Here is a 23366-nt window from a genome sequence, read left to right on the forward strand (position 1 = left end):
TGAGATTTCTTACCCTACTTGAGAGTAACAACTTTGAGCATCTCACTCGGTGGCCGCGCTTGGTGACCTGTCACAACGTCGCGCAGGCATTCAGAGCTGCATCGACGGTCGTCGTTCTGACCAGGGCATCGAGGGCGCGTTGTTGCACGAATCCGGTCTCTCGCAAACCTTCTATCCACTGCATCATGCCGTCGAAATGTCCGAATGGGTCGAGCATCACCATCGGCTTGCTGTGCATGCCCAGGTAGCCCGCGGTCCAGGTCTCGAACAGCTCCTCCAACGTCCCGATCCCACCCGGCAAGGTGATGAACGCGTCGGCGCGGTCCTCCATGATCTTCTTCCGCTCACGCATGGTGTCGGTGACGATCAGCTCGTCGGCGTCGACATCGGCGACCTCGCGGTGTACGAGCGCTTTCGGAATCACGCCGACCGTGTTGCCGCCCGCTGCTCGCGTCGCCGCCGCGACCGCGCCCATCATCGACACGTTGCCGCCGCCCGAGACGAGCTGCCAGCCTCGTCGGCCGATCTCGGTGCCGACCTCACCGGCCAGGTCGATGAACGAGGCGTCGACGGGACCCGACGCGCAGTAGACGCAGACACTGAGCAAGCGTTCGGTCGTGCCGCGATCGCTCACTGCTGGGCCTCGCGGACGATCCGGACAGCTTCGTCGACGCTGTCGGTGCAGTGGATCAGTTCGAGGTCCTTCTCGGACACCTTGCCTTCTTTCACGAGAGTCGTCTTGATCCAATCGAGCAGTCCCGACCAGAAGTCCTTGCCCAGCAACACGATCGGGAACCTGGTGACCTTGGCCGTCTGCACCAACGTCAGGGCCTCGAAGAGTTCGTCGAGAGTACCGAAGCCGCCGGGAAGGCACACGAACGCCTGGGAGTACTTCACGAACATGGTCTTGCGCACGAAGAAGTAGCGAAAATTTACGCCCAGATCGACCCACTCGTTGAGGCCCTGCTCGAACGGCAGCTCGATCCCGAGCCCGATCGAGTACCCATCGGCCTCGCTCGCTCCTCGGTTGGCCCCCTCCATCGCACCGGGCCCGCCACCGGTGATGACGGCGAAGCCCTCCTTCGCGAGAGCGGCTCCGAGCTGCCGGGCTCGGGCGTACTCGGGATGGTCGACGGGGGTGCGCGCCGAACCGAATACGGTCACAGCCTTCGGGACCTCGGCGAGCGCACCGAATCCCTCGACGAATTCGCTCTGGATACGCAGCACTCGCCAGGTGTCGGAGTGAATCCAGTTCCCTGGTCCTCGCTCGTCGAGCAGGCGTTGATCCGAGGTGGAGGTCTCGGTGTTCCGGCCTCGCCGAAGTACGACGGATCCCTTGTGCTTGGCCGATTTCTCACTGCTGTGTTCCTCGGAACTACCTGGGCCCTGGTCGCTGTTCATGGCGTTCAGGCTATCCGGCAGTGAGGTAGCTCCGGAGAACCTGTGTGACGTGGGTGATCTGCTCGACGGGGACGCGTTCGTCGCGCTTGTGGGCGAGATTGGGGTCTCCGGGTCCGTAGTTGACCGCCGGGATCCCGAGCGCCGAGAACCGGGAGACGTCCGTCCAGCCGTACTTGGCCCGGAACTGTCCGCCCGCGGCCTCGATGAGAGCGGCCGCTGCCGGTCGGTTCAAACCGGGAAGCGCTCCGGGCGACGAGTCGGTGACCTCGAATCCGAGATCCAGTCCCTCGACCACCTCACGAACGTGTTCGACGGCTTCGTCCACGTTGCGATCGGGTGCGAAGCGAAAATTGACGTCGAGTTCGGCCGCGTCGGGAACGACGTTGCCCGCGACCCCACCGGAGATCCGTACTGCTTGCAGCCCTTCCCGATACACGCAGCCATCGATGTCGACGGTGCGTGCGCGATATGCGGCGAGCCGGTTCAGGACTGCACCGAATTTGTGAATTGCATTGTCGCCCAACCAGGACCGAGCGCTGTGGGCCCGCGTTCCCGACGCGGTCAGCCGAACCCGCAGCGTCCCTTGGCAACCGGCCTCGATGAAGCCGCCGGACGGTTCACCGAGGATCGCGACGTCGGCAGCGAGCCATTCGGGAAGTTCGCGTTCGATGCGGCCCAGTCCGTTGCGGGCGGCCGCGATCTCCTCGCAGTCGTAGAACACCAGAGTCAGATCGTGAGCAGGGTTGTCGATCGTGGCGGCGAGGTGCAGGAACACCGCGTCACCCGACTTCATATCGACGGTTCCGCACCCGTGCAGGATGTCGCCCTCAGCGCTGTCGTGCTCGCGCCTCGACGGCACGTTGTCTGCGATGGGAACCGTGTCGAGATGCCCGGCGAGCATCACTCTCGACGCGAATCCGCGATTGGTTCGTGCCAGCACTGCGTTGCCGCTACGGATGATCTCGAAGCCCGTGGTCTGCTCACGGAGTGCTTGCTCCACCTCGTCTGCGATGCGCGATTCGTCCTCACTGACACTGGGGATGTCCACCAGTGCCGCGGTGAGGTCTATCGGGTCGGCATGCAGTTCGAGCGTCACGGGAGAAAACTCTAGGCCGTGGATCCCGGAATCTCGCGGACCACGCCGTCGAAGCCGGCACCGAACAATCTTCCGCTCGAGAAGCCCTGGTCGGAGCGTCCGTAGGCCACAACGCTTGTCAACCGCGTACCGGTGCCGATGACACACGTCGCCCCCGGCCCATCGATGCGGACGACGGAGCCGCCTGCGTTGAGCGGCACCACCGGGCGTCCGGCGTCGTCGAGGGTGAGCCCGTCCGGAGCTGCGAAGCCGTCGAGTCCCGACAGATCGAGCACACTTTCCGGTGCCGAAGGGTCGGCGAGCGGGATCCGGCTGACGCCCGGGTTCACGAAAGTGCGCGAGACGTACAGGTACCGATCGGCGGCGTCGAGCACCGCGCCGTTGGCACTGGGGAAGCTCGCCCACGCAGGGTCGACCGAACCGTCGGGGCCGATCCGCCCGATCAGCGAGCCGAAGTCGTTGGTGGCGTACACCGTTCCGTCAGCGGTGACGGCAAGTCCGTTGGCTGCGCTCAGACCGGTTGCGTACGGGGTGACGGTGAGAGTGTCCACGTCGAGCCGAACGATCCCCGCGGCCTTGACGACGTCTCCGACGAAGACGCGAGGGTCGGCTCCGTAGCCGACCAGCAGGGTGCCGTCGGGCATCCAGGCCAGCGCGCCACCGCCGCCGCTGGGGACCGTCGCGATGGGGTACGCGGCCTGTCCTGGCGCATCGATGCGGTACACCCGGCCGGAGACGATGTCGGTGACGTAGGCGCGGCCCGACGCGTCGATCGCCAGTCCTTCCAGAGCTGCCCCCGGGATCCGTGCGACCTCTGCAGACGGCCCGCCTGCTCCGGCGCAGTAGGGATCTGCGGCTGCGGTGCTGGAACCGACGACGACGCCGCCCGCCGCCACCAGCGCGGCAGCAATCGCCGTGACGACCGAACGCACACGTGCGGACTTGCTCGAATTCATGACACTCCCCCAGCCTCGGCGACCCCCTGTCAGCCGATGACGATGTCTACCACGCGCCTGCGACAACCAAACCCAGCGCGACTCCCAGCACGATCGTCGTCGCCAGGGTCGTCACCAACCCGCTGAAGGACACACCGTCCGCCATCACCGACGTCACTCCACGGCTACGGGCGGCGGTACGTGTGGTCACGGGGGAAACTCTGTCAGCTCCCCCGCCGCCGATGCGTTCGCCGGTATCCCGATGCGGTCACGCTCGGCAGTCGAACCGATAACGAACCGACGCCGCGTCGGGAACGGAGTCCAGGAACAAGCGACGTTCCCGCGATGACGGGCCAACCCGCCCGCTGGGTCCACCGCGTATTCTTCGTCCCGTGAGCGCACAGGGAGCATCAGCAGTAGGTATTGCCAACATCACGACGTCGGGCGTAGTACTCGACACCTGGTTTCCGAGCCCGGAGCTCGGGTCGGGCTTCGAGACCGGCACCGTCCGGCTCGAGGGTTCGGACGTCCCCGAGGAGCTGGCCGCTCTCGTCGGATCCGACGAGGCGCGCGGCGTCGAGGTGGTCGCAGTGCGCACCAGCATCGCCTCCCTCGACGACGCCCCGATCGACGCCCACGACGCGTATCTGCGACTGCATCTGCTCTCGCACCGGTTGATTCAGCCGCACGGGCAGAATCTCGACGGAGTGTTCGGTCTGCTGGCCAATGTGGTGTGGACCAACTTCGGTCCCGCAGCGGTGGACGGTTTCGAGACGGTGCGCGCGAAGCTGCGCGCCCGCGGTCCGGTGACCGTGTACGGAGTCGACAAGTTCCCACGCCTGGTCGATTACGTCGTTCCCACTGGAGTTCGTATCGCCGACGCCGACCGCGTTCGCCTCGGCGCGCACTTGGCCAGCGGCACGACGGTCATGCACGAAGGCTTCGTCAACTTCAATGCCGGCACGCTCGGCAACTCGATGGTCGAGGGTCGCATCTCCGCGGGTGTCCTGGTCGGTGACGGTTCCGACGTGGGCGGCGGTGCGTCGATCATGGGCACGCTCTCCGGTGGCGGCAAGAACGTCATTTCCGTCGGGAAGAGCTGCTTGCTGGGCGCGAACTCCGGTCTCGGCATTTCGCTCGGTGACGACTGCGTCGTCGAGGCGGGGCTGTACATCACGGCAGGCACGAAGGTGAGTGGTCCGGATGGGACAGTGGTGAAGGCGGCAACATTGTCCGGTAAGTCCAACCTGCTGTTCCGTCGCAACTCGCTGTCGGGTGCGGTCGAGGTGGTGCCGTGGAAGGGCACCGGCGTCGAACTGAACGCGGCCTTGCACGCCAACGACTGAGAGTCCGCTTCACTCGAATCAGGCTGTCGAACAACCTCGTCCAGCCCCGCACCGTGTTCTCAGTGCGGGGCTGGATTGCGTTGTGGGGACCCGGTTCAGGCGATGTGGGGGCCTGCGCGGGCGTGGGATGGTCGGGGTTGTCGGTACGGGTCGACGGTGGCCGGTGGTATGAACCACGGGTGGTTGTCGGTGCCGATGAACACTTCCCAGTCGGAGTGGTGCATAAGTCGGTGGTGGAATCGGCAGAGTAGGACGAGGTTGTTCATGTCGGTGGGGCCGCCGTCTGCCCAGTGCCAGATGTGGTGCGCCTCGGTCCAGGATGCGGGTTTGCCACAGCCGGGGAATGCGCAGGTGTGATCTCTCGCGATGAGGGCTTTGCGTTGTTTGGCGGTGACGGTGCGGGCGGTGCGGGCGAGATTGATCGGGGATCCGTTCTCGTCCATGACGATGGCGGTGAGAATGCAGTCGCAGGCCAACTGCCGGGAGGTGTTGCGGGAGAGTGGTCCCATCCACGGCAGCCAGCCGACCGTGGTGCCGTCGCCTAACAAGTCTCGATACGCGCCGCGATCGGCGGCAGTGGCTGGTTCCGGCTCGGTTGCTGAGTCAGGGGTGATGGGGTGTCCGGTGTTGATGTCGACCGGATCGACTGTGTCGGTGTCGGATTCGGTTGTGCTGCGAGTGTTCTCGTCGTCTGCGATGTCGTCGGCGTCGGCACTGTCGCGGAGGTCGGTGAGATCGCGCAGGGTGATGTGCAGGTTGAGGTGTGGCCTCTCACCGCCTTCGGTGGGGCGATTGCTCGAGGCGAGGTACTGGTCGAGGATGTGTCCGAATGCGTCGGCGCGACGTTTGGCGGGGCTGCGGTCGTCGTCGGTGCCGTCTGCGGCGGGGCGGGGTTCGGTCAACGGCGAGAGTGCGGTGAGGAGCTTTTCTCCGGTGATCGCATCGAAGTCTCCCTTGAGTACCAGTCGCCCGTTCAGGGTTTTCGAGGCGAAGAATTCGTTGCGGTCGGTGTCCTCGGCGGGTGGTTTCTTGTTGCCGAAGCTGTCTTCGAGTCTGGTGATCGCTGCACGAATCCGGCCGGTGCGCGCTTCGGGCCCGGTGGCGGCGGCGATCAGAGCTTTACGCGCGACATCGTGCCCCTCATCCGGCAGGTTCTCCGGGGGTGTTTCGGCGAAAGTGAGAATCAGCGCGGCGTGATCGACGGACATGACGCCGGTGTTCAGGGCGTCGGCGATGTCGGGAAACGCAGCCATGCCGCGGGCCAGGGCCACGATCTTGTTCGCTTTGGAGGGCGAGAGCAGGGTGGTGGAGGTCAGCCATCCGGCGGGTCCGGGAAAGCCGAGTTTCTCCCGCGAGACGCGAGCGTCGATCTCGGCGACGAGAGCGATCCGCCGGGCTTCCAACAGCTGGATCTGGTGGGAGACCGCAGCGGCGTCGGCGAGGAGTTCGCTCTCGCTCAGTTGCCAGATCGCTGCGGTCATGGAAGCAAGTGTATCGAACATGCGTTCGACTGGCAACCTTAGTGCAATCGAAAACTATTGCCCTGCTTAACTATTCGCTATTCAGAACCTGTCGGTGGGGTGTGGTATCGGAGACGGAACCGGATACGAGAGTTCCCTGGTGATAGAGGATTTTCCAATCACCCTCGCGTCGCTGCCACAACGTCGTCCTGCGGGTGAGTCTGTCGTGCTGCTCGAGCAAGTAGGTCAGCAAATAAGTGTTCGATGCGATCTCGCGGAGCTCGAATGCACTGGTCGTCCAGTCGGAGTCGTGTCGCCCGGTGGGGTCCGACGCATATCGCTGCCCGAGAACAGCCCAGACGTGTTCGCGGCTGTAGCGACGACCGGAGGCACCGGTCTCCCAGAAGTTCACATCCGTGAGCCGATCGAAGTCCTCGCGCGTGGTGCCGAACTCGCGGCGGTGGAAGATCGGTTCACGTCGTTCGAGCTCAGCCAGTACCAGTTCAAGGGTTGCGTCACAGTCGGGCTCGCTCTCGGTATCGGTCACGGCGTCGAGTATCCACAACCGATGCCACGAGATCATCCCGCCGTCAGCCGATCGTCCCCAGTGACGCGAGGGTTTTCACCACAGCCCGTGCGGCTTCTGCACCTTTGGTTTCGAGGTGGGCGGTGAAGAAGGCGTTGTGGTCGGAGTGTTCGTGGAAGTGATGGGGAGTGAGCACCACCGAGAACACCGGCACATCGGTGTCCAGTTGCACCCGCATGAGGCCGTCGATGACCGCCGTTTCTACGAAGTCGTGTCGATAGATTCCTCCGTCGACGACCAGCGCGGCGGCGACGATCGCCGAGTACTTCCCGGTCTTCGCCAACCGCTGGGCGTGCAGCGGGATCTCGAATGCCCCCGGCACCTCGAAGACGTCGATACGAGTATCGCCCTGGCCCAGCCGCTCGAGTTCGGCGGCGAATCCCACTCGTGCGCGATCGACGATGTCCAGGTGCCAGCTGGCGTGGACGAAGGCAATGGATCCGGCTAGTGGAGTGGTCATGGATGCGATGCTAGCGGTAACGCTCGTCGAGCAAGTCGAGTGTCGCGCCATCGAATTCGCCGCCGAAATACTTCTGCAACACTTCACCGAAAACGGACTGGCCCTTGGTAGCTTCGGCGAAAAGCGTCATGGACGAATGCAGTTTCAGATTGTCGGGGTAACCGAAGATCTCGTCTACCGTTCGACCCTCGATTCCGACGGTCAGCCGGGCCGCCTTCTTCAGACGCGGACCCAGCACCTCGTGGGACAGATACAGTTCCGCCTCCGTCAGGTCGGCGATGCCGAAGTGCTGAGCAGTCGCACTCCGTCCCAACCCCGCCAACTGCGGGAACACGAACCACATCCAGTGGGTGTGCTTCCTCCCTGCCTTCAACTCCTGCGTCACTGCACTCCACACGGGATCCTGGGCGTCGACGAAGCGTTGCAGGTCGTATTCGGTCATGCCACTCAACCTAATGGGACTTGATCGGCGAGTCTCCGGCTGGAACTGGAGCAACCGGACAACGCTGGTCACCGAGCCGCTGGTGGGTGAGCACTATTTCAACCTGGAGTGTGGATCGACTCCTAACCCTAGATCGTGTCCCCACCGGTCGGCGAGGGTTCCCAGAATGCTGATGGGGTGTCGTGCCACCAGAGCACTGATCCATTAGGTCGCCGTCCGGATCCCTCGAGGCTCGCCGACAGTGTCCGATCGAGCGCGAACAGGAGAACCGAATGATTTTTGTTGGAGACGACTGGGCGGAGGATCACCACGACATCCACGTGATGGACGCCGACGGGAAACGGTTGACCTCACGCCGATTACCCGAAGGACTGGCGGGTATCAGTGGGTTTCACGATGTGATTGCCTCGTACGCCCAGGCGCCCGCCGAGGTCGTCGTCGGCATCGAGACCGATCGCGGCTTGTGGGTGTCTGCTCTGGCCGCGGCCGGATACACCGTGTACGCGGTCAATCCGCTCGCTGCTGCGCGCTACCGAGACCGCCACCATGTCTCGGGTGCAAAATCCGACGCCGGCGACGCCAAACTCTTGGCCGACCTCGTGCGCACCGACAGGCACAACCACCGCACCATCGCCGGCGACTCGACCTCGGCCGAGGCGATCAAAGTATTGGCCCGCGGACATCAGAATCTGATCTGGTCCCGTAACCGGCAGACCAACGCGTTGCGCTCGTCCTTGCGCGAGTACTACCCCGCCGCACTCGAGGCCTTCGACAGTCTTCATCACGGCGACGCCGTCGCGGTGCTCTCGCGTGCCGCCTCGCCCGCCGAAGCATCTCACCTGAGCGCAGCGACGATCCGATCGATCCTGAAAAAAGCTGGGAGACAACGCAATATCGAATCACGCGCTGAAGAAATTCGCGTTGCATTGCGTACCGACCATCTCACGGCACCACCTCCTGTTGCCGCTGCGTTCGCCGCCACCACCCGCTCGGCGGTGGCGCTGATCGCGGAGTTGAACCGTCAGATCGTCGACCTCGAAGCCCAACTGACCCGCCATTTTGAAACACACCCGGACGCCGCTATCTACCTCTCCCTGCCAGGAATCGGTGTCATCCTCGGCGCCCGGGTGCTCGGTGAATTCGGCGACGACGTCGCCCGCTACACCAACGCCAAGTCTCGCAAGAATTACGCCGGTACGTCACCCCTGACAGTTGCGTCGGGCAAGAAGCGGGCCGTACTGGCTCGTCATATCCGCAACCGGCGGCTCTACGATGCCATCGACCAGTGGGCGTTCTGCGCCCTCAACCAGAGTCCGGGCGCACGCGCGTTCTACGACCACCACCGCGCTGCCGGAGACCTCCACCACCAAGCGCTCCGCGCACTCGGCAACAGACTTGTCGGGCTCCTGCACGGGTGCCTACGTCACCACACCGAATACGACGAACACACCGCTTGGGCACACCGCACCGGGCAACAACCAGCCGCAGCTTGACAAGTTACGGACCCGGGATGTCTAGGGCACCGATTCAGTTCGCCTCGACAGCAATCTTTCAGCTAATATCTAGACCTGGACGGTGTCGAATTCGCAGACGATGCCGGCTGCCGGATGCGAGGCCACCCCCCGCAAAGCACGACAGGCCTCGCATCCGGACTCGACCGCATCACGTCGCCTCTGCGATCCAGACTCGTCCAGCTCATGAGACAGAGGGGTAGTCGAGATGTATTCGGTGTTGATATTCGCGATCGTGGCTGCGCTTGCATTGATGGCGCTGTCGCTGGTCACGTTGATCGTCGGCGAATCGATCCGAATGATTCGGCACATCGCTCAGGACCGGCCAAGCGCCACCCAACGCGGATTTCGACCGTGAACAGCAGAGCGGGCTTATCGAAGCCGCCGGACGGTTACCATTTGGTTACTGAAATGTCGGCTACCGCCGCGGGACAAGTTGGGTTCACATGATCAGAGGGAAGACAAAGGTGCCGGTCGAAGACGGATCGTTCGCGGCCAGGTTGAACAAGCTGTTCGACACGGTCCATCCACCGGGACGTCGGCCTCACACCAATGCCGAGGTCGCACAGGGGCTGGCCGACGCGGGCCATCGCATCTCCAAACCGTATATTTCGCAGCTTCGATCCGGACACAGGACCAACCCGTCGGAGGAGACCGTGACAGCGTTGGCGCGGTTCTTCAAGGTACGGGCGGATTATTTCTACGACCCGGTCTATCAGGATGCGGTCGATCGCGATCTCGAAATGCTCGCGCAATTGCGGAATCAGGGCCTGCGGCGACTGTCGGCACGCGCATTCGACCTGTCCGACGAATCGCAGAGCCTGCTGACCTCGATGGCCGAAAAGCTACGCGCAAGCGAAGGATTGCCCGCGGTGCCACCGGACAGCACCCCGTAGCGCTCGCTGCCTGGCCGGCCCCGTCCGCTACCGAGCAGTCGTGTCGGTAGCGGAGTCCGGTGATGTCGAGTCGTCGAGCGCGGCGGTGGACGTCGATCGATGCGCCCGGGCGATCAAGGCAACCCACTGAGGAGGGGACCAGTCGGGTGGGGGCACGATCCAGTGGGCACCGAGGATGGGGTGGGCGAGAGGGTCGTGGACCGTCCGAGCTATCCGTGCTGCGCGATCCACCGGATCGTTCGGCGCGGCGACTCCGTCGTCGAACTGTCCGGCGCCCACCTGCAAGTACAGCCCGTCCATGACGTCCGACACGTGATCGGACGCTTGCAGCACAGTGGGTGCCCGCGATCTGTCGGAGTCGCGAAGTTCGGGGAATCGGCGGAGCAGGGCGTGGTGTAGATCTTTGATGCGGTAGAGCAGGATCCGGGCGCGTATCCATGTCTCGATCAACACCGACACGGCACCGATCGACATGATCAACGCACCCAGTGTGAGCACCCCGCGGTTGGGTTCCGCACCGAGAATCACTGCGATGGCGATCGACAGCGGTGCCACAGCACCGAGACAATAAAGGGCAACCGCACGCCCGATCGGCGTGCGGGCGATTACCCGAACCCCGGCCGCGATCACGGCGGCGAACGCCGGCAGCACCGCGCACCATCCGGCCACCGGGTTCCAGAGCGAGCCAGCCATCGCACCGGCTGTGGACACCGCGATGACGACGGCGCACGTTCGGTACCACCGCCGCAGAAGTGTCGGCCATGCTCTGATGGCGATCACCATCGACGCTCCGGCCCCGCCGGCCCAGCACATCGCCAACGCTGCAGCCGCATTGTCGCGGCCGAGCGTGGCGGCGACGTCGTCGATGGCCACCGTCTGGGCCGCCGCTGTGCACACCATGGCCAGGACCATGCAGATCCGAACCGTGGTGGCAGGTCGCACGACCATTCGGCCCACTCGTGCACCGGCCGCAAGCCAGACCACCAGTGCTGCAATCCACGCCATGTCAGCCCAACGCCTGGTCGAAAGAGACGATCGATCGAGCTGCGCCTCGGGTGTTCGCACGACGCAATCGCTGCAGCAACTGCCCGGCGAAGGCCTCCGCTTCCCATTCGTCGTCGTTGTCGGCACCGTCCACCACGGCCGATTGCAACGTGCGTTCGCTCAGCAAGTACGCCAACAGCTCTTCGCTGACGGCGCGCAGGGAACTCTCGACGGGTATGCCGTCGTGCCGAAAGACGATGTGGCCCAGTTCGTGGGCAAGCGTGCGATCGTAATTCGGAAGGTCTATACCGATCACGATCACATCGCGATCGGGGTAGGCGCGGCGCTGCCCACACACCCCCGGCGGCAGGACTGCGCCCTCGATGACGATCGGCCGCCTGCGTTCGCGGGCGATCGCCTCGATCACGCCGTCGAGCGTGGACCGATCGGCATCCGCTGCAATTTCGCAGACCACGTCCACGGCCGCCGAGATCCGACGGTGTGAGCGCGTCACGAGAAAATCTCCCCGCGAGCTCGATCGAGACGCACCTGCTGCGCGCGGGCTCCCCTGGCGCTGATGACACCTGCTCCGGCTCCGGCGAGCATCAGACCCACGACTCCGCCTGCCACCGCGCGTGCGTCCAACAGACCGGACGACGCGGTGAGTTCGGTATCCGGATCAGGACCGTTCGCACCGGGACCCGATGCGCCGGGACCGGACGCGGACGACGACGGAGAGGCCGCACTGGTCGACGCCGGGCCGGCCGGTTCTGTCGACGGCGCGGTCGAGGAAGACGCCGCCGCCGTCCCCTCGTCCTCGACATCGGGTACATCGAGGCCGGCTCCTGGCGGGACACCGCCTGCACCGCCGACAGGCGGAACGGCTGCAGGCAGCCCGGCTGCAGGAGGAACGGCTGCAGGAGGCCCGTCGACCACCCCGGACGTCGGCGTGCGTGACGGCTGCGAGCGAGTCGACGACTGTTCCGACTCCGTGGTGGGTTCGTGGGTGGGTCGTGGGCGTCTCGACGACGAGGTGCTCGACGCTGCTGCTGTGGTCGAGGTCGCCGACGTGGTGGTGGACGACGTGGTGGATTCGGTGGTCGTCGAATCATCCACCGTGGTGGTGACATCGGTACTGGTGGGGGCGGGGTGATGGCACGCGTGCAGATTTCCGATACAGATCGGATACGCCGACGAGACGCCGGCCCCGGTGCCGATCATGACGCCACCGACCGTCGCGGCTCCCGCCGCCACTGTCAGCGCCGCGACACGCCACCTGGCCCCAATGCTCATTCGCTGTCCCCGATTGTCGTTCGTTTCGAGCCGGCAGCCAGGATCGGCACGCCACTGCATCGAGTATCGGCCTCGCCGGGCAGAAGTCGAATGCTCACGACGTGCTGTAGAGCAGCAACCGCGCCCGGACCCGGGCGTCGACGTCCACTGCACCGTGCCCGGAACGCATTAAGGCTTGATACAAACGCGCCCGGTACTGACTTTCGCTCAAACCGAAGCAGACGAAGATCTCCGAAGCATCCGCACCGCCGTACGGCTCCCAGCGAGCCGCGAACGTGATCAATGCTTCGTCGCGGTTGTCAGCCATCGAAGCGACCCGCATGCGTCTCCAACAGATCAGCGGGCGACGTACGGAAACGACTACCACCGAGCAGCGCGTGAGCTGTCCCGATCGTGCCGATTGCGGTCACTCCCGCCACGATCCCCAGCATCGGCTGGGCGAATATCCAACCCAACGCCGTGAATCCTGCGAGCAACGCTGCCACCACACCGACGACGGACACCGCCCGGAAGCTCGCGCTGTCGATAACAGCAAGATTCTCGGCTCTGCTCCATGCACTCGTCACCATGCCCCCGTCCTTCACATTCGACTAGCGAGCAGCGTACCCAAACTGCCCGAAGTCAGCAATTTTCTAGTTATCCATCCGGGGAGAGCGGCACCGCAGCAGCGGTCTGCCGACTGGACGGGCAGCACACGGAAACGCCCGCTTTTCGTACGCGAGCCGACGTTACGTTGCCTCACTCGACTCGCCCGCTGCCGTTCACCGAGACAATCGGTATCAACGCAGTTCAGATCGCACTTTTCGAAGCGGAGGCATACCTCCGCAGCGGACCACCCGCGACGCCGGCCGTACTCACCGGACTCCCGCGCCATCGGATCCGTCACGGCCGCCGACACCGATCGAGTGGAGTTGCGAGAATCACAATTGGTAACGGGAAAATAGCTGCGGCGATGGAGCAGACGTGAAAGCCGTATCGACACCCCACGCCTCGGTGCCCGTCGTCGCTCAGCGAAGAGAGGCGCGAAAAGTGCTGGCGGCAGTCCTGCTACTGCTGATCGTATCGGCTCTCACCGGAATAGGAACGACGCTCGACTCGTTCTCGGTACCCGACGTCGAGCAGTCGTGGACGACGGTGAGCGGACTGTTCGCGTCCATCGTCTTCTCGATCGTGGGTACGGTCGCGACCAGACCTGTGCACATCGGACGCGTGCAGCTCGACTCGACCGTCGTGTGGGCTGCGTTTGCAGGCCTGTTCGGCATCGCCTTCCAGGTGCACACGGCTCTCCGCATGAGCGCAGTTGCCTCGATACTCGTTCTCGCCGTGTACATCCGAACTATGCACCGAGCCTCGATCGCACGGGTTCAGTGTTCGGTACTGGCACTGGCCGTGGCCGGTTCGCTTGCCCTCGGTGAAGCCGCGAGTTCGCCGAGCGAGGTCATCGTCGCCCTCTTCTGCGTGGTCGCGTTCACCGAAGTACTGGGGTCGGCCGGAGCAAGTCTTCGCTCGGCGGCGTTGCGCGACCCACTGACGGGGGTGTTCAACCGCACGGGTGCCGAGCACGGGTTCGCCCGTCTCACAGCGCAACTGCGCCGAAGTACAGACCGCGTCGCGATCATTGCTTTCGACATCGACAACTTCAAGGATCTCAACGACAACTACGGGCATGCAGCCGGTGACCGGGCCCTTGCAGAGCTCGCTCTCTCGTGGTCCTCACGCGCGCCGTCGCGATCGATCCTCGGACGTGTGGGCGGCGACGAGTTCGTCCTCATCACCCCGATCTCGAACCACGCCGAGGCCAGGCAGTTGGCCGAAACCATGGTTGCCAGCCAATCGGTCTCTGCCTCTTACGGTTTGGCTGTCTCGACGCCCAAAGACAAACCGTTCGAGACTTTGCTGGCCGACGCCGATGCCGATCTGTATCGGTACAAGCGCCGACCGAACGGAGAGGTCGGGTCGCCGCGGAACTCGGCCGGACCCCACCGCCTCCCGTGCAGCGGGCCCAGTGTTCACTTCGGCCCGCAGTTGTGAATGCCCAGTGGCAGCGTGCGCTCGGCGCACACCGGGGAACACACGAGATCTCGGACGTCACCGCCCGCTTACGCGCACACGGCGTGACCGCGGATACCGTCCTTGCCGTGCTGTCCGACCCGAACCGTTTCCTGAACGCATTCGAGCACGATGGACCCGGGTGGACGCACCGGTACGGCGGGCCCGTCGGTGCCGCACTCATCGCGTCGGAACTTGCTCACTACCTCAGGAGCAGGCAGCGCGCAGCAGAGCGCCTCCGGCTCGACCTCATTGCCGAGATGGCTTCCAGCGTCGCTACGCGCCCCGACCACCGATGGGCACGGCCGGGACTTCACCTCGTCGATCCGGGGACGGACCCCGACGAAATACCCCTATCGGGGTCCACCTAGGGCGCTGCTCCTCGATCCGCGCTCGGGCCACCGGTCAGGTGAACCCGCGCAGCAGAGTGTCCACGGTCGCGTCGAGCAGATCCTCGGTCGGGACGCCGTCGAGCAGGTCGCCGGTGGCCAGCATCGCGAGTCCGTGCACGCTCGCGAAGGCAACGCGCGCGAGGATCTCGGGTGGAGCCTCGGTGATCACACCGGCAGCGATGGCTTCGCTGAGCAATGCCTCGGTGGCGGTCATACTTTCGTGCGCAACGCTTTTCAGCTTCTCGCTGGCGTCGGGATGATGCTTGGTGCTGTACATGACGTCCAGCAACTCCGGGTGTTCGACGGCGAATCCGAGGTAGGCGCGAGCGACTGCACGGAACCGAGCCATCAGCTCACCGGGTCCCGTTGCCGCTGCGACCATCCGGCGGTTCAGTTCCTCGAAACCGTGCAGAGCCAGCGCATCCAACAGCGCTTGCTTGTCGCGGAAGTGACGCGCCGGGGCACCGTGACTGACGCCGACATCTCTGGCCAGCTGCCGAAGGGACAACGCATCGACTCCGCCGTGCGCGATGCTCCGTTCGGCCTCGTCGAGCAACACTTTACGCAGGTCACCGTGGTGGTAGCGCTCCGTTGCCATGAGCTCACCCTAGGCGATGTTGACGTTGACAACAATGCTGACACTGCCTACATTGGCTGCCATGACTTCCACAGCGCTCATCACCGGAGCAAGTTCGGGCCTCGGCGAGGAATTCGCCACCCGCTTCGCCGCACGCGGCGAGAACGTCGTCCTCGTGGCACGACGCACCGATCGGCTGAACACCCTGGCGCGGCGCATCGAAACCGAGCACGGCGTCACGGCCACCGTCGTGGCAATGGATCTTGGCGTCCCCGGCGTCGGCGAAGCTCTACGAACCACGTTGACAGACAGGGGAATCACTCCCACCACCCTCGTCAACAATGCAGGCTTCGGAACGCACGGAAGGTTCACCGACGAGGATCCCGAGCGCGTCGCCGCCGAGATCGCGCTGAACGTGAGCGCGCTGGTCGACCTGACGCACGCATTTCTGCCGAACCTCACCGGCGCGCTGATCAACATCGCAAGCACCGCTGCGTACCAACCCACCCCCAACATGGCCGTCTACGGTGCAACGAAGGCCTTCGTCCTCAACTTCACCGAAGCGTTGGCCTTCGAGCACCGCGCGTCGTCGCTGAAGATTCTCGCGCTCTCCCCCGGCCCCACGCGCACCGAGTTCTTCGACGTCGTGGGGTCGAAAGACGCCGCGGTTGGCAACTTCCAGACCTCCGAGCAGGTGGTCTCGACGGCTATGCGCGCGTTGGATTCTCGCCGCACCCCCGCCAGCATCGTCTCCGGTTTGTCCAACAAGATCAGCGCCGGCGGTGTGCGTTTGGCCCCACGATCGTTGGCCGCGAAGATCAGTGGTCGCCTGCTGAAAGCCTGAGACCGGTCAACCGCGGGTACGACGCGAATCGATCACTCCCGTGTCGAATCCGGCCAGATGCAGTCCTCCGTGGAATCGGGCGTGTTCGATCTTCAGGCACCGATCCATGACGACGTTCAACCCCGCGGCCTCCCCGTCGCGTGCCACCTGCTCGTGCCACAATCCGAGCTGTAGCCAGATCGTCTTCGCCTGCGCTGCAATCGCTTCGGAGAGAACGTCGGGCAAGTCGTCGTTCTTGCGGAACACGTCGACCAGATCCGGTGGCTTCGGTAGATCGGCGAGCGTCGGGTACACGGGTGTGCCCTCGATGTCGGTGACCGTCGGATTGACGAGGAATATCTCGTAGTTGCTCGTCGAGGACAGATACCGATTGACGAAACAGCTTGCTCGCGAGGGGTTCTTCGACGCTCCGACGATCGCGACGGTCTTCGTCTCACGCAGGATGCGTTGCCGCTGCGGCGCGGTCGGGCCCTGCCAGGTGCGTTCGCTCATGACCGCGCCTTTCCTGTTGCCAGTGTCAGGGCCTGATCCAGGTCCCACACAATGTCCTCGACGTCTTCGAGTCCCACGCTGATGCGAATCAGCTCGGGACCGACACCTGCGCCGCGCAGTTGCTCGTCGCTCAGTTGTCGGTGGGTGGTGCTGCCCGGGTGGATCACCAGCGTCCGCACGTCACCGATATTGGCGACGTGGCTGGCGACCTGGACGCTCTCGACGAACGTCTGCCCGGCCTCGCGGCCGCCGTCGATTCCGAAGGCAAACACCGCCCCGGGACCGGCGGGAAGATACTTCCGAGACCGGTCGTGATGCGGGTGACCCTGCAGCCCAGCCCATCTCACATAGTCGATACGAGAATCACCGTCGAGCCATTCGGCGACCGCGCGGGCATTGGCGACGTGCGCATCCATGCGTTGCGGCAACGTTTCCACCCCCTGGATCAACGTGAATGCCGATTGCGGAGCCAATGCGCCGCCGATGTCGCGCAACTGTTCGCTGCGCAGCTTCGTCAGAAAGCCGTACTCGCCGAAATTCCCCCACCACGACAGCCCGCCGTACGAGGCCACCGGTTCCGTCATCTGCGGGAATTTACCCGAGCCCCAATCGAATCGCCCGGATTCGACCACCACTCCCCCGAGCGTCGATCCGTGACCACCGAGGAACTTGGTGGCCGAGTGGATCACGATGTCGGCACCGAATTCGATGGGCCGACTCAGCCAGGGCGTCGCCATCGTCGCGTCGATCACCAACGGAATTCCGTGTTCGTGCGCGACGGCGGCCAGACCCTCGAGGTCGGCGATCTCCCCCGACGGATTGCCGATGATCTCGGCGTAGATCAGCTTGGTCGAATCCGTCACCGCTGCTGCGTAATCGGAGGGATCGGTGCCAGGGACGAACGTGGTCTCGACGCCGAAGCGGCGCAGCGTCACGTCGAGCTGGGTCACCGTGCCGCCGTAGAGCCCGGCCGCGGCAACGATGTGGTCTCCGGTGCCCGCGAGCGCAGCGAACACTGCGAACTCGGCCGCCAACCCACTGGCGAACGCAACCGCCCCGATGCCGCCTTCGAGGCTCGCGATGCGCTCCTCGAAGGCGGCGACGGTGGGGTTGCCGATGCGGCTGTAGACGTTGCCGTACTTCTGCAGAGCGAACAGATCGCCTGCGTCCGCGGAATTCTCGAACACGTAGCTCGCAGTCTGATAGATAGGCACCGCACGCGAACCGGTGGCAGGATCGGGTCTCGCTCCGGCGTGAATTGCTCTGGTACGCAGGCCGAATGTCCGTTCGCTCATGACGTCAGGCCGTCTCGAGAACGGTGTGGATCGGGGTGGGATTGCGCGTCAGATCCAGCACGGGGCAGTGATCGTCAACGGCCTTCTGCAGCTCCTCGTACCGCTCCCGTGACTCGGGACCGGTGACGGTCACGACGACGCGCACCTCACCGAACCCGGGACGAACGTTGTCGTCGAAACCGAAGAATCCACGAACGTCGAGGTCACCCTCGGCCTTGGCCTTGATGTCGTCGACGACGATACCGAGCTTCTCGGCCCAGACGCGGTAGGTAACTACCTGGCAGGACAGCAGCGACGCCAGGTAGTACTCGACCGGGTTGGCGGCCTTGTTCTCACCGCCGAGGGCAGGCGGCTCGTCGACCTCGACGCTGAACTTGCCCAGGGTGACGGTGCTGGCGACGGCATCGTGCGCGGTGGCAGAGGCCCGGAAAACCGCCTGGGCGTTCTTCGCGTCGGCCTGCACGGCATCGTCGGTGGCAGCGATGACGCCGCCGATGTGGGACACAGATGTGGTCATGAAAAATCCTGTTCGATTCGAGGGTTGCCGGAACTACCCGAGGAGCGCGAAATGCTCGTCGGGGATGGGTTCGATCGACAGTTACGAACAGGAAGAGGTGCAGACGAGACCGAAGTCGATGGTGCGACGACGCACGAGCCTTCTGGCTGCGTCGGTCACGTGTGTCTCGGTCACGATGCCGACAATAGCTTACGCAAACTGATCCGCGCCGACATCGGTCTCGTCGTCGGTGATCGCCGCGACGATACGTGCCGCCACCGCCTCCGGCGTCAGGCCCTGCGGTAGTTTCGGAGCCTGCCCGGCGATCGGCCGCGTCGCAAGACCCGTCTCGGTGTGCGGCGGGCGCACGTCCACGATTCTGATCTTCGACTTACGTGCCTCTGTACGAACACTTTTCAGCAGTGCACTCACCGCGGCCTTGCTCGCCGAGTAGGCACCCATGTTCGGCATCGGCTTGTCGGCCACGACGGCGCTGATGTTGAGCACGAACCCGCCCTGGTCCAGGGTGGTCAGCGCTTCTCGAAGCACCCGCAGCGGCGCGAGATAGTTGAGCAGCAACAGCTCGTCGACGGTGTCGTCGTCCACTTCGGTCACCGGCCCGAACGCCACGACACCCGCGGCGATGACGATCCCGTCCAGTCCGCCGTGGTGTTCGACGGCCTCCGCAATCACCGATCGAGCCGAATCCGGCAGCGTCAGATCGGCATTCACCGAGTGATGATCCGACTCGATGCTCCGGCCGCTCACGGTCAACCGCGCACCGGCTTTCGCGAGCTGCTCGACGACCGGACCGCCGAGACCGCCACTGGCACCGAATACGAGAATGCGTGCGCCGTCGAGTGTGGTCATCCCTCGACGTTAACCGCCGCCTCGCGCCCTCGCTGACGTCTAGCCCAACAGCTTCTTCTGGACCTTCCCCATTGCGTTGCGCGGAAGGGAGTCGACGACGCGAATCTCACGGGGCCGTTTGTGAATCGACAGCTCGGTGGCCACCAGATCGATCAGCACTCGATCCTCCACATCGGTGCCGACGACGAACGCCACGATGCGCTGGCCCAGATCGTCGTCGGGCACACCGACCACGGCCACCTCGTCGACGCTCGGGTGCCCCAGCAACACCGTCTCGATCTCCCCTGCGCCGACGCGATACCCGCCGGACTTGATCAGATCGGTCGAGGCGCGCCCGACGATGCGGTGGAACCCGTCGGGCTCGATGAGAGCGACGTCTCCGGTGTCGAACCACCCGTCCTCGGTGAACGTCGCGGCCGTCGCCTCGGGGTTGTTCAGGTAGCCGTCGAACAGCATGGGGCACCGGATCTGCAGTGCACCGATGGATTCGCCGTCGTGCGGCAGGATTTCGCCCTTCTCACCGCGCAACCGTGTCTCGACGCCCGCGACCGGCAGGCCCACCGAGCCTGCTCGACGCTCCCCGTCGGCGCGGGTGCTGATGGTGATGAGGGTTTCGCTCATGCCGTATCGCTCAATGGGAGCCTGGCCGGTGAGTTCACGCAGCTTCTCGAACACCGGGACCGGGAGCGGCGCGCTGCCGGACACCAGCAGTCGGGCACCGGACAGGGCGCGGGCCGACGCCTCGTCCGCGGCGACGCGCGACCACACCGTCGGCACCCCGAAGTACAGGGATCCGCGCGCGGCTGCGTAGAGCTCGGGCGTCGGCTTGCCGGTGTGGATCAGCGGGCTGCCCACTCGCAGTGGGCCGAGCACGCCGAGGATGAGTCCGTGCACGTGGAACAACGGAAGCCCCTGCACCACAGTATCTTTCGACGTCCATGCCCAGGCCTGCGCCAACGCGTCGAGCCCGGCTGCGATGGCACTGCGCGAGATCAGGACGCCTTTCGGCGGGCCGGTGGTACCGGAGGTGTAGAGCACGAACGCGACCGAGGACGGCTGCGGTTCCGGGTAGCTGTGCCAGGACCGTGCATGTTGACGCACCGGCAGGACCTCGAGCCCGGAGGTGTCCGGCGGCGCTTCACCGAGCCACGCCTGGGCGCCCGAGTCGCGGAGGATGTGCTCACGTTCGGCCACCCCGGCGTCGGGCGGAACCGGCACCACGGTGACACCGGCGATGAGTGCGCCCACGACAGCGAGCACCGTCTTCACCGAGGGCGTCGCGTAGATCGCGAGGCGGTCGGCTCGCGAGATGCGCTCGGCCACGGACGTCGCCGCGCCCAGGATATCGGCGCGGGAGAGCGAGACTCCGTCGATCGTGATCGCGTCGGGAATGTCGTCTCCTCGCGCAACGGCGAGTGGGTTCAGTGAACGAAGCAGCACATGGCTACCGTACATACATGGACGTGGACGGAATCGACACCGGCGACTACGCCGAGTACATGACGGTCGCCGCCGGTGACCTGCAGGCGGGTGTCTATCTGATCGGAACCGACGCCGAGCAGGAAACCGATTCCGAGGACGACCTCGACCTGGACCTCGAGGACTCCGATTCCGACGATGACGACATCGACATCGCGCACGTGACCGACGGCGCACCCAGGCTGGTCTACTCGGTGCAGTCCGACGACTTCTGGACCCGAGTGGAATTGGCCGATCTTCGAGCCACTCAGCTCTACGAGGAAGCGCACGCACGCAATCCCGAGGTCAACACCGAGCCCAAACGCTTCACCACCGTCGAAGCATTCGGCAGCAACGAACTGGTCTACATTCTGCGCATCCGACGCGGCGGCTGGGATGTGGGCGAGCCGGATCTCGAGCCGTGATCCACGCGGCCCCTCAGTCCTCGCGAACGCGCGCGCGTTCGCTGAACGCGAGCGGTTTCGCGTCACCACGCTGCGCGCCTGTGGCAAGTGCGCGCGCGTTTGCCGGATCCGGACCCGCCTGCTCTCGGGCGATCCCGCGCACCGACGTCCCTCTGCCTTGCCCGCTGCGCACCTCTGGTCCTCGCAAACGCGCGCGCGTTTGCTGAACGCGCGCGGTTTCGCGTCACGATTCTGCGCGCGTATGGCAAGTGCGCGCGCGTTTGCGAGATCTAGGCCGAGGATGCGACCGTTCCGACTCCGAGCGCGACCAGGATTCCGGCGCTGATGCGGTCGATCCAGTCGGTCACCGCCGGCCTACGCAGCAGCGCGACCGCGCGTGAGGCGAGAACGGAGAACACTCCCATCACCAGTGCGGCAACGACCACCTCGACCAGACCGAGCGTCATGGCCCCGGTGAACGTGACGACGGTGAGGAACTGCGGCACCACCGCGAGATAGAACAGTCCGACCTTGGGGTTGAGCGCGCACGAGAAAACTCCGGCACCGAACGCCGACCACGCGGACGCAGCGACGGGTACGAGCGGCTCGCCGGCCACCTTGTTCTTGCGTCTCGCCCGGAAGGCCTTCACACCCAGATACAGCAGATACAGCCCGCCGAGAATCTTGACGACGCGATATGCCGTCGCAGACTGCTCGACGATCGCCGCCAGCCCGACGGCTACCAACACGGCCCAGAACAGTCCGCCGATCGCGACGCCCATCGCCGCGGCGATGCCTGGCTTGAGGCCGCCGATGCTGTAGCGGAGCACCAGAAACGAATCGGGCCCGGGCAGAATCGCCAGCAGAAAGCACACACCGGCGAAGCTGAGCAGGAGGCTGAGGGTCACGGGTATATGAGAACACCCAGGTGTAGCCGAAGCCAACCGACTTCGCTGTCCACCAGAAGCTTCGAACTATCCGCTCAGGCGAGCGGCCGCAGCGTCGATGCGCTCGTCCGTGGCCGTCAGTGCGATCCGCACGTGGTGTGCACCGTCGGGACCGTAGAACTCTCCCGGTGCAACGAGGATGCCGCGGTCGGCGAGCCAGTCGACGGTGTCGCGGCACTTCTCGCCCCGCGTGGCCCAGAGGTAGAGCCCGGCCTCGGAGTGGTCGACGGTGAATCCCGCTGCCTCGACGGCGGATTTGAGAATCGTTCGACGGGCGCGGTATCGCTCGCGCTGAATGTTCTCGTGCTCGTCGTCGGCCAGTGCGGCGGTCATGGCGGCCTGGATCGGCAAGGGCACCATCATGCCTGCGTGCTTGCGCACTTCGAGCAGTTCGGCGACGAGCGAGGCGTCTCCGGTGACGAAGCCGGCGCGGTAGCTGGCCAGGTTCGAGGTCTTCGAGAGTGAGTGCACGGCAAGAAGATTGGTGTGATCTCCGTCACACACGCGAGGATCGAGAACCGACACGGCCTCGGCGTCCCAGGTCAAACCCAGATAGCACTCGTCGGAGACGACGATCGCGTCACGTTCACGGGCCCAGTCGACGACCTTGCGCAGGTGCTCGACTCCGAGCACCTTGCCGGTCGGGTTGGACGGTGAATTGACGAAGATCAGCGACGCCCGCTCGGGTCCGAGACGATTGAGGCCGTCGGCCCGGATAGTCCGAGACCGCGCGAGCAGGGCACCCACTTCGTATGTGGGATATGCCAATTCGGGGATGACGATCAAGTCGTCGGCTCCCAGGCCCAGCAGAGTCGGCAGCCAGGCGATCATTTCCTTGGTGCCGATGGCGGGCAGCACGGCGTCGGGCGAGATGCCGGTGATCGAGTATCGACGCGCGAGCGCGGCGACCGCGGCCTCGCGCAGCGCAACGGTCCCGACGGTGGTCGGGTAACCGGGCTCGTCCGCAACGGAATTCAGCGCTGCGCGGATCACGTCCGCAACCGGATCCACCGGGGTGCCGACCGACAGATTGACGATGCCGTCCGGATGAGCCGAGGCCTTCTCCTTGGCGGCGGTCAGCGAGTCCCACGGAAAGTCGGGCAGCCCCGCTGCCACCGCTGCGCGCACCAAG

Annotated in this window: 30 protein-coding genes; 8 read left to right on the plus strand and 22 right to left on the minus strand. The window is 65.0% G+C overall.

Annotation, left to right across the window (positions count from 1 at the left end):
• Positions 1–70: 70 nt before the first annotated feature.
• From AYK61_RS23050 to AYK61_RS27455, 5 genes are read right to left on the minus strand one after another with little or no spacing between them, the layout of a single operon-like run.
• Positions 71–634: a TIGR00730 family Rossman fold protein gene (locus AYK61_RS23050; protein WP_183130512.1), complete on the minus strand. Its 564-nt coding sequence runs from the start codon at positions 632–634 to the stop codon at positions 71–73.
• The gene (locus tag AYK61_RS23055; protein ID WP_121873266.1) at positions 631–1401 is read right to left on the minus strand and encodes a TIGR00730 family Rossman fold protein; all 771 of its coding nucleotides are present in this window, start codon (positions 1399–1401) and stop codon (positions 631–633) included. The genes AYK61_RS23050 and AYK61_RS23055 overlap by 4 nt, the downstream gene beginning before the upstream one ends.
• 10 nt (positions 1402–1411) lie before the next feature.
• Complete coding sequence (dapE, locus tag AYK61_RS23060; RefSeq protein ID WP_121873267.1) at positions 1412–2497, minus strand: succinyl-diaminopimelate desuccinylase; 1086 nt, start codon at positions 2495–2497, stop codon at positions 1412–1414.
• A gap of 11 nt (positions 2498–2508) precedes the next feature.
• The gene (locus AYK61_RS23065; protein WP_121873268.1) at positions 2509–3453 is read right to left on the minus strand and encodes an SMP-30/gluconolactonase/LRE family protein; all 945 of its coding nucleotides are present in this window, start codon (positions 3451–3453) and stop codon (positions 2509–2511) included.
• Between the two features lie 46 nt (positions 3454–3499).
• Positions 3500–3643 (minus strand): hypothetical protein, encoded by a 144-nt coding sequence (locus AYK61_RS27455; RefSeq protein WP_183130513.1) that lies wholly within the window; start codon positions 3641–3643, stop codon positions 3500–3502.
• Between the two features lie 181 nt (positions 3644–3824).
• Here AYK61_RS27455 and dapD point away from each other — a divergent pair, with 181 nt between their 5' ends.
• On the plus strand, positions 3825–4778 hold the full coding sequence (dapD, locus tag AYK61_RS23070) for a 2,3,4,5-tetrahydropyridine-2,6-dicarboxylate N-succinyltransferase (RefSeq protein WP_121873269.1): 954 nt from the start codon (positions 3825–3827) through the stop codon (positions 4776–4778).
• Positions 4779–4873: 95 nt separating this feature from the next.
• Here the strand turns inward: dapD and AYK61_RS23075 are convergent, their stop codons facing one another.
• From AYK61_RS23075 to AYK61_RS23090, 4 genes are all read right to left on the minus strand, one after another.
• On the minus strand, positions 4874–6259 hold the full coding sequence (locus tag AYK61_RS23075; protein WP_121873270.1) for an HNH endonuclease signature motif containing protein: 1386 nt from the start codon (positions 6257–6259) through the stop codon (positions 4874–4876).
• 70 nt (positions 6260–6329) lie between these two features.
• Positions 6330–6785 carry a DUF4440 domain-containing protein gene (locus tag AYK61_RS23080; RefSeq protein ID WP_183130514.1) on the minus strand — a complete coding sequence of 152 codons (456 nt, stop codon included), beginning with the start codon at positions 6783–6785 and terminating at the stop codon, positions 6330–6332.
• 43 nt (positions 6786–6828) lie between these two features.
• A complete protein-coding gene (locus tag AYK61_RS23085) occupies positions 6829–7284 on the minus strand; it encodes a 6,7-dimethyl-8-ribityllumazine synthase (protein ID WP_121873271.1) in 456 nt (151 codons plus the stop codon).
• A 10-nt stretch (positions 7285–7294) separates the two neighbouring features.
• Positions 7295–7726: a DUF1810 domain-containing protein gene (locus tag AYK61_RS23090; protein ID WP_121873272.1), complete on the minus strand. Its 432-nt coding sequence runs from the start codon at positions 7724–7726 to the stop codon at positions 7295–7297.
• A 272-nt stretch (positions 7727–7998) separates the two neighbouring features.
• Between AYK61_RS23090 and AYK61_RS23095 the strand changes: the two genes are divergently transcribed.
• The 3 genes from AYK61_RS23095 to AYK61_RS23105 all read left to right on the plus strand — a co-directional run bounded on the left by AYK61_RS23095 (position 7999) and on the right by AYK61_RS23105 (position 10133).
• The gene (locus AYK61_RS23095) at positions 7999–9219 is read left to right on the plus strand and encodes an IS110 family transposase (protein WP_121869940.1); all 1221 of its coding nucleotides are present in this window, start codon (positions 7999–8001) and stop codon (positions 9217–9219) included.
• 253 nt (positions 9220–9472) lie between these two features.
• Positions 9473–9595 (plus strand): hypothetical protein, encoded by a 123-nt coding sequence (locus AYK61_RS28070; protein WP_255138276.1) that lies wholly within the window; start codon positions 9473–9475, stop codon positions 9593–9595.
• Between the two features lie 109 nt (positions 9596–9704).
• Positions 9705–10133 carry a helix-turn-helix transcriptional regulator gene (locus tag AYK61_RS23105; protein ID WP_037191674.1) on the plus strand — a complete coding sequence of 143 codons (429 nt, stop codon included), beginning with the start codon at positions 9705–9707 and terminating at the stop codon, positions 10131–10133.
• Between the two features lie 27 nt (positions 10134–10160).
• On the opposite strand, the gene AYK61_RS23110 is transcribed toward AYK61_RS23105, so the two are convergent.
• The 5 genes from AYK61_RS23110 to AYK61_RS23130 all read right to left on the minus strand — a co-directional run bounded on the left by AYK61_RS23110 (position 10161) and on the right by AYK61_RS23130 (position 12979).
• A complete protein-coding gene (locus tag AYK61_RS23110; RefSeq protein WP_121873273.1) occupies positions 10161–11138 on the minus strand; it encodes a hypothetical protein in 978 nt (325 codons plus the stop codon).
• 1 nt (position 11139) lies between these two features.
• Positions 11140–11631, minus strand: coding sequence for an ImmA/IrrE family metallo-endopeptidase (locus tag AYK61_RS23115; protein WP_121873274.1), 492 nt, complete (start codon positions 11629–11631; stop codon positions 11140–11142).
• A complete protein-coding gene (locus AYK61_RS23120; RefSeq protein ID WP_147458391.1) occupies positions 11628–12410 on the minus strand; it encodes a hypothetical protein in 783 nt (260 codons plus the stop codon). The genes AYK61_RS23115 and AYK61_RS23120 overlap by 4 nt, the downstream gene beginning before the upstream one ends.
• Before the next feature lie 94 nt (positions 12411–12504).
• A complete protein-coding gene (locus AYK61_RS23125; RefSeq protein WP_128646367.1) occupies positions 12505–12717 on the minus strand; it encodes a hypothetical protein in 213 nt (70 codons plus the stop codon).
• Positions 12710–12979 (minus strand): hypothetical protein, encoded by a 270-nt coding sequence (locus AYK61_RS23130; RefSeq protein WP_121873277.1) that lies wholly within the window; start codon positions 12977–12979, stop codon positions 12710–12712. The genes AYK61_RS23125 and AYK61_RS23130 overlap by 8 nt, the downstream gene beginning before the upstream one ends.
• 394 nt (positions 12980–13373) lie before the next feature.
• On the opposite strand from AYK61_RS23130, the gene AYK61_RS23135 reads away from it, so the two are divergent.
• Both AYK61_RS23135 and AYK61_RS23140 read left to right on the plus strand, forming a co-directional pair.
• On the plus strand, positions 13374–14441 hold the full coding sequence (locus AYK61_RS23135) for a GGDEF domain-containing protein (RefSeq protein WP_128646368.1): 1068 nt from the start codon (positions 13374–13376) through the stop codon (positions 14439–14441).
• On the plus strand, positions 14438–14830 hold the full coding sequence (locus AYK61_RS23140; protein WP_121873279.1) for a hypothetical protein: 393 nt from the start codon (positions 14438–14440) through the stop codon (positions 14828–14830). The genes AYK61_RS23135 and AYK61_RS23140 overlap by 4 nt, the downstream gene beginning before the upstream one ends.
• A 34-nt stretch (positions 14831–14864) precedes the next feature.
• Here AYK61_RS23140 and AYK61_RS23145 read toward each other — a convergent pair whose 3' ends face one another.
• Positions 14865–15449, minus strand: coding sequence for a TetR/AcrR family transcriptional regulator (locus tag AYK61_RS23145; protein WP_121873280.1), 585 nt, complete (start codon positions 15447–15449; stop codon positions 14865–14867).
• 61 nt (positions 15450–15510) lie between these two features.
• Here AYK61_RS23145 and AYK61_RS23150 point away from each other — a divergent pair, with 61 nt between their 5' ends.
• On the plus strand, positions 15511–16272 hold the full coding sequence (locus AYK61_RS23150; RefSeq protein WP_259468246.1) for an SDR family oxidoreductase: 762 nt from the start codon (positions 15511–15513) through the stop codon (positions 16270–16272).
• A gap of 6 nt (positions 16273–16278) precedes the next feature.
• On the opposite strand, the gene AYK61_RS23155 is transcribed toward AYK61_RS23150, so the two are convergent.
• The 5 genes from AYK61_RS23155 to AYK61_RS23175 form a co-directional block, all read right to left on the minus strand.
• On the minus strand, positions 16279–16764 hold the full coding sequence (locus AYK61_RS23155) for a CoA-binding protein (protein ID WP_121873282.1): 486 nt from the start codon (positions 16762–16764) through the stop codon (positions 16279–16281).
• Positions 16761–18059: an O-acetylhomoserine aminocarboxypropyltransferase/cysteine synthase family protein gene (locus tag AYK61_RS23160; RefSeq protein ID WP_121873283.1), complete on the minus strand. Its 1299-nt coding sequence runs from the start codon at positions 18057–18059 to the stop codon at positions 16761–16763. The genes AYK61_RS23155 and AYK61_RS23160 overlap by 4 nt, the downstream gene beginning before the upstream one ends.
• A 4-nt stretch (positions 18060–18063) precedes the next feature.
• Positions 18064–18576, minus strand: a complete 513-nt coding sequence (locus AYK61_RS23165) for an OsmC family protein (RefSeq protein WP_037191491.1) — start codon at positions 18574–18576, stop codon at positions 18064–18066.
• A gap of 189 nt (positions 18577–18765) precedes the next feature.
• Complete coding sequence (locus AYK61_RS23170; RefSeq protein ID WP_121873284.1) at positions 18766–19425, minus strand: SDR family oxidoreductase; 660 nt, start codon at positions 19423–19425, stop codon at positions 18766–18768.
• Positions 19426–19464: 39 nt separating this feature from the next.
• Positions 19465–20880 carry an acyl-CoA synthetase gene (locus AYK61_RS23175; protein WP_121873285.1) on the minus strand — a complete coding sequence of 472 codons (1416 nt, stop codon included), beginning with the start codon at positions 20878–20880 and terminating at the stop codon, positions 19465–19467.
• Between the two features lie 2 nt (positions 20881–20882).
• Between AYK61_RS23175 and AYK61_RS23180 the strand changes: the two genes are divergently transcribed.
• On the plus strand, positions 20883–21308 hold the full coding sequence (locus AYK61_RS23180; protein WP_121873286.1) for a hypothetical protein: 426 nt from the start codon (positions 20883–20885) through the stop codon (positions 21306–21308).
• Between the two features lie 269 nt (positions 21309–21577).
• Here the strand turns inward: AYK61_RS23180 and AYK61_RS23185 are convergent, their stop codons facing one another.
• Positions 21578–22195, minus strand: a complete 618-nt coding sequence (locus tag AYK61_RS23185) for a LysE family translocator (RefSeq protein WP_121873287.1) — start codon at positions 22193–22195, stop codon at positions 21578–21580.
• Positions 22196–22261: 66 nt separating this feature from the next.
• Positions 22262–23365, minus strand: a complete 1104-nt coding sequence (gene dapC, locus AYK61_RS23190; protein WP_121873288.1) for a succinyldiaminopimelate transaminase — start codon at positions 23363–23365, stop codon at positions 22262–22264.
• Between the last annotated feature and the right edge of the window lies 1 nt (position 23366).

Origin of the sequence: Rhodococcus sp. SBT000017 (genome assembly GCF_003688915.1) — a bacterium.
Taxonomy (GTDB): domain Bacteria; phylum Actinomycetota; class Actinomycetes; order Mycobacteriales; family Mycobacteriaceae; genus Rhodococcoides.